Raw genomic sequence first — 3,904 nt, 5'->3', positions numbered from 1 at the left:
AAGACTCCTAGCAAAAGAGGGTCAGGTCACACTGACACATGCACCCGCCAACCCACAACCAAATCCCCCGCACACCCACACCACACAGCGACACCTCGAACACGCAAGCGGGTCTGTCCAGTAAACGGTGTAACCGGTTTGGTTGCTGTCAGATTCGGTTGTTGGTGAGGCGGCCGTCGAAGGCGATGTCGAAGGCCTGCAGGGCCCGCTTCCAGCGGGTGGTCCAGCGTTTCCTGCCCGTGCCGGTCCGATCGAGGGACATGAGTAGACACACTTCAAGGCCGCGTTCTCGGAAGGGAAGTGTCCCGGTGCCCTCACGGCCCGGCGGATCCTCGCGTTCACCGACTCGATCGCGTTCGTGGTGCAGACGATCCGGCGGATCTCCGCGTCGAACTGCAGGAAGGGGAAAAACTCCGCCCACGCGTTCTCTCGCAACCGCACAATCGCCGGGTACTTCCGTCCACATTCCTCGCTGAATTCGAGGAACTGGCTGGTGGCCGCGTCCTCGGTCGGCGCCGTGTAGACCGGCTTCAACGCTTTCGCGATCTTGTCCCAGTCCTGTCGGCCGGCATAACGGAACGTTGACGCAGTCGATGAACATGACCGGATAGACACGGTCGAGAGGTCGGGCCTGCTATTCGGCCATGTCTTCCATGACCGAGTCGGTGATCGTTGAGATCGTCTGCTTCGACACATCGGCTCCATAGACCTCGGCCAGGTGAGAGGAGATCTCCCCGTGAGTGAGGCCCTTCGCGGACAGGGAAAGAACCATCTCGTCGACACCGGTCAGCCGCCGCTGACGCTTCTTGACGATCCGCGGCTCGAACCCGCCCTCACGGTCACGCGGCACGTCGATCCGAACCGGGCCGACGTCGGTGACGACCGTCTTCGAGCGCTTGCCGTTGCGGGAGTTCCCACCGTTCTTCCCGGCCGGATCGTGACGGTCATAGCCGAGATGATCGGTCATCTCGCCCTCGAGGGCGGACTCCAGCAGCCGCTTCGTCAGCTGCTGGAGCAGGCCACCCTCACCGGTCAGCTGCAGACCTTCCGACTGAGCCCGGGCCACGAGCTCCTCGATGAAACGGTTATCCAGGCCTGCCGACACAGGCCCCGAACCGGACGCCTCGGCTATGTTCTCGCTGGTCACAGGTGCACCCTTCCATGATCGGAGTTACACCGTTTTTTCTTACAGTCCCTCCTTGCGCCTCCTGCCGGTATCGCGGAGGGAGCGTTGAACCTGTACATCAGCGATAGGAACGATGGCTCAACGCGGAAGGGAAAGGCTGTGTTTTGATGAAGGTGCGGTTGAGGGGAGCGGGAGTGATGTGTGGATGGGTTTGGAGGTAGGCGGTGAATGCGGTGTGGTCGGTGTGGTTACGGACAGGGTTGGTGTAACTAGTGAAGGCGGAGAAGCCGTCGGCGCCCAGGACTGTATAGGCGAGTGCTGCGACGCGGTAGGAGCGAGTGAGGTTCAGTCGCTGACCGTTGATGACGATTTCGGCGGGGGAGATGCGGTCTCCCACGAGCCGGGTGGGGTCGTAGGCGTAGCGGACGTTGTGGGAAACGGCGAGCCGTGTGGTGGTGGCGGTGGTGGTGCGCCATTGCTGCTCCAATACGGCTTCGAGTTGGGCGCCGGTGAGGGTGACGGTCAGGATGGGGTTTTGGTAGCCGTAGGCGTTCCGGGCTTCGCCGAGCAGGATCTGGCCGTCGGCGTCAGCGGGGTGGGTGCCCTTGGCGTACGGAAGGTCCGCGCGTACCGCGGTGGGGGAGGTGGGCGGATCCACGGCGAGAAGGGCGAGGTCGGCACGGCCGGCACGGGTCCGGTTGGCTTCCCAGTACTGGATATCGGCGTAGAGGTCGGCTGCTGTGCTTTCCCCTGCGGCGTTCGGTGCACGCAGGAAGCTGCCGGCCTGGGTGCCCAGGGGCTGCGCGTAGCGACGAGCACCCTGGGCGGTCCAATAGTCCACGATGTGTTGCGCGCGGGGGTCGGGCGGTACGTCGTGGGTGACCGGGTGGTTGACGGAGACGGTGCGCTCGCGCAGGACCTCGCCGGTGGCTGGCTCTAGCAGCAGGTTTATCTCGTTAACCAGGCCCCCGTGGTGGCCGGCTTCCACGACCGGACGGGGGATGCCCGCCGGGTCAGTGACGGTGCAGTTGAAACCGGCATGCCAGTGCCCGGTGAGCACAGCATCGATATCCGGGGAAACCCGCCGGGCGATGTCCATAGCCGGACCCGCCACGTCTCCGCAGCCGTCGTATTCGGCTGCCGCGCTGCGGGGACGAGCACCTTCGTGAAGGACGAGAACCAGGGCTCGCACGCCTCGTGCTCTTAGGGCGGCGGCGTAGGAGTTGGTCGTATCCACGACGTCCAGTCCGCGCAGCCGCGGCTGAAAGGACGTGGACCCGGTCGGCGTGCCGGGCACGGTCATTCCGATGAACCCGACGGGGATACGTGCACCGTCCCCGCCGGTGAACCACTCCACCCGATATGGGGCCGTCACGGGAGAACCGGTTGCCGCCGAGACGATGTTGCCCGACAGGAACTCGAAGTCGGCGCCGTGAAAGCGTCTGCCGGTGGAGTCCGTAAAACAGTCGTCCTCTCCGATGGCTCCCTGGCAGATTCCGCGTTCCATGTGATCTACAAGGAATGAGGGTGATACGTCAAGCTCATGGTTGCCGACGGTCGAGAACCGCAGCCCGAGTGCGTTGAGGATCTCGATGGTCGGTTCATCGGCATGCGCTGCGACCTCGAACGGCCAGCCGGAGAAGCTGTCACCTGCGGCGAACAGCACCGAGTTGGCATGACCTGCCCGGAGCCTTGCGATGTGAGCCGCCAGGTAGGCGGCTCCCCCGACCGTCACCGCACTGCCGCCCGGCCCTGAGACCACCCCGCCCTCACTCGGGCCGGGCGGCCGGAGATAACCATGGAAATCGGTGATGCTCAGCAGCTGCACCCGTACCGGACCTGCACCCCCAGCGGCCGGTGCAGGTCCGACAGCGGCCACCCCGACCAGTAGCAGGACGGCAGCCACCCGAAACGCAGAACCTCTCACAATAAGAAACCTCTCCACCACGGACCGGCAAGGCACCGTGGCTGTTACAGCCATACTCGTCATCACTGCCACGGGGGCACACAAGAGGTGCGCCGCGCGCGAGTACGCGTACTCATCCTCCCTACATTCATCCCGGTTCCCGTCCCGACACACCGGAAGCCGTTCGGCTCGAAGCGCTGCTGGGCTCGTTGAAAAGTGGCTCTGGATCACTATCGGTGCCAGAGCCGCGGGAGTCACCGAATCTGTCGGCGGCGGCGAAGCGGATGAGGAAGCTGGAGTTCGGTGCCGCGTAGCGCAGCGTCTCCTCGACGACGGCGTCCCAGCCAGCTGGTCCAGCGGACCAGGGCAAGCTGGTCGGGATGGTCGGGCAGGTGTACGACAGCGTTGACGATCAGGGCGACGGTGGTGACGAATCCCGAGCCCACCAGCGGCTGGAGGATGTGGACGGTTTCCTCCTCGCTGAACTGCCCACTGTGGTGGGCGTCGAGGAGCGCGCCGGTGAGGTCGTCGGCTTGGTGTAGCTGGTGCTCGGTGAGCAGAGTGCGTATGGGCGGTCAGCTCACGTTGGTTGGCGCGAACTTGGTCGGGTGGTGATTGTGTGGAGAGGAAGCGTTCGAACAGCACGCCAAGTTCGGGCTGGCGGGCGCCCATGAGTGCGCAAATGATGTCCATGGGCAGTGGGTAGGCGAACGCACCGCTTCCTTGGCCAAGCTGAGCGACGAGCTGTTCACGGTCCTGGAGCAGGAGCTCGGCAAGGGGGGGCGGTCGCGCATGGCTGGCCGGACCAGGCCTGGGCCCTGTCGGGGATCAGGGCCCTGATCGGGCGGCGGTTCCACAGGAGTTTCACCTTG

At 64.8% G+C, this 3,904-nt stretch carries 2 protein-coding genes and 1 pseudogene; 1 reads left to right on the top strand and 2 read right to left on the bottom strand.

All coding sequences use genetic code 11. The features are described from left to right. Positions 1-148 precede the first annotated feature (148 nt). A pseudogene (locus ACZ53N_RS36650) lies at positions 149-1,132 on the bottom strand (transposase). 112 nt (positions 1,133-1,244) lie between these two features. Then, positions 1,245-2,954 carry a bifunctional metallophosphatase/5'-nucleotidase gene (locus ACZ53N_RS36645; protein ID WP_469145038.1) on the bottom strand — a complete coding sequence of 570 codons (1,710 nt, stop codon included), beginning with the start codon at positions 2,952-2,954 and terminating at the stop codon, positions 1,245-1,247. Positions 2,955-3,424: 470 nt separating this feature from the next. Here ACZ53N_RS36645 and ACZ53N_RS36640 point away from each other — a divergent pair, with 470 nt between their 5' ends. Further along, positions 3,425-3,574, top strand: a complete 150-nt coding sequence (locus tag ACZ53N_RS36640) for a hypothetical protein (protein WP_469145037.1) — start codon at positions 3,425-3,427, stop codon at positions 3,572-3,574. Positions 3,575-3,904: the final 330 nt, after the last annotated feature.

Source organism: Streptomyces sp. NPDC033229 (assembly GCF_055576875.1).
The sequence above is the reverse complement of the archived record's forward strand: the minus strand, read 5'-3'. Positions and strand labels throughout refer to the sequence as shown.